Annotated in this window: 2 protein-coding genes; both read right to left on the bottom strand. The window is 38.4% G+C overall.

The annotated features are described in order from the left end of the window. Nucleotides 1-104 precede the first annotated feature (104 nt). A complete protein-coding gene (locus FC65_RS10545; RefSeq protein WP_056972686.1) occupies nt 105-1,088 on the bottom strand; it encodes a nuclease-related domain-containing protein in 984 nt (327 codons plus the stop codon). Nucleotides 1,089-1,195: 107 nt separating this feature from the next. After that, nucleotides 1,196-1,684, bottom strand: a 489-nt coding sequence (locus FC65_RS10540) for an ABC transporter ATP-binding protein (protein WP_162257065.1), incomplete at its 5' end; no start/stop codon positions are given.

Here is a 1,684-nt window from a genome sequence, read left to right as displayed (position 1 = left end):
ACTTACTTCACCATAGTTTGCGTCACATTCTTGCTTGTGACGCTTGCTTCGGCGAAGTTTGCGTTGCATTCTTACCAGTGCCCCAGCTTAAAGCTATATTTAGCTTAACTTCCCCAGTGGATTCTCTTTTGCAGCTTATCAAAGTATTTTTTTCTGTCACTAAACCAATACTCAAATTCGATTCCATTATTCTGATAACAAAATTGCTTGGATTTGAATTTAAGTGACTGAAAATGTTTTAGCAAAACTCTTTCCAAATAACTTCTACTATAGTTCTGTCCCAAAAATTTCATCAATTCGCCAATCTTTAGCGTTTTTTTGAAAAATAAAGTTCCATACTCACAAATTGTGCGCACATAAGCAGTCTCTTTAGGCTCACAGTAACCACAATGCTGGCAACATAAATAATACCGGTGCTGTTGCCATTCAAATCCATTACAATTAGGACATATAATTCCAGACGTTAATTTCCGCGTCATCTCTGAGGAAAAATCCGTAACTGGTCGATAAGGAGTAACAGTATAGGACTCTAAGCACTCCTTCCAAGGTATTGATCCTCTTTGCCCCGACTCAGTGCATAGTTTTTGCAACCAGCCGCAAAAATCCCATAAGTATTTAACCACTACTCCGGTTTCTTCCTGAATATCAAGCTCTACTTCATAATCAGTAAAGACCAGCACTTTTATAATTTCAATGTTCACATGATTTTCTGCAAAAATCCGCGCTAATATATCGTGTGCACGATCAATTTGGCCAAAGATACTGTGAGTCAAGGGCTTCCCGTTACAATACCAGGTACGATCATGAAAAGTATAATGACCATGATAATTTTTAATATCAATTAAATACAGCCTATTTCCTATTTGAAGTAACTTATCAATTTGAATTCGCTGATCATCAAAAACTAGATTCACATCATCTAGACACAAAAAAAGTCCTTTTGTGACTTGTACAGTTACTTCATCGGTCCTGCACTCTCCTTCAAAACCTTTCTGACAAGATTGCAATTGCTTTTGTTCTCTTATATTTAATGACGTTCGCTTGCTTAGCGTTTCTAGGTATTGCTGGTCGAATGATTTTTTGCGCATCTGATCATTCTCCTTTCTTTAACTAACCTCAAATACGCAAAACTGGCCCATTTCTATCAAAAAAAGAGCAACTTTTCTCTTTTTCAGAAAATAGTTGCTCTTCATTTCTAATTAAACATTAGGTGTTGCTTGTTCATTTTTTTATAACTTGCCGCACGTTCTTGATAAAATGGAACTTCTTCCTCTGAACAACGAACAAAATGGCCTGGCGTAATCTCACGCAATTTACGTGGTTGGCCTGCTTTATCTTTCTCGATCGAAGCATCATAAGGAACGCGTTTACGAGTTCTTTCAAACTCTGGATCCGGTTCAGGGACCGCTGAAATCAAACTCTTCGTGTAATCATGTAACGGTGTTAAGTAAACATCATCGGCCGGACCAACTTCTAATAGGTGTCCAAAGTGCAAAACTCCAATTCGGTCAGAAATGTACTTGACCATCGACAAATCATGCGCGATGAATAAATAAGTCAATCCCTTTTCTTCTTGCAGGTCTTTCATCAAGTTGACAACTTGGGCCTGAATAGAAACGTCCAAAGCTGAGATCGGTTCATCAGCAATGATGAAGGAAGGCTCAACTGCCAAGGCACGCGCGAT

The organism is Ligilactobacillus acidipiscis DSM 15836 (genome assembly GCF_001435755.1).
In the GTDB taxonomy this organism is placed as follows: Bacteria; Bacillota; Bacilli; order Lactobacillales; family Lactobacillaceae; genus Ligilactobacillus; species Ligilactobacillus acidipiscis.
This window is presented reverse-complemented; position numbering and strand designations above follow the sequence as displayed.

Bases quoted from the DNA above. Each gene is read 5' to 3' on its own strand.
- FC65_RS10545 (WP_056972686.1), bottom strand. From the start codon at position 1,088: ATGCGCAAAAAATCATTCGACCAGCAATACCTAGAAACGCTAAGCAAG.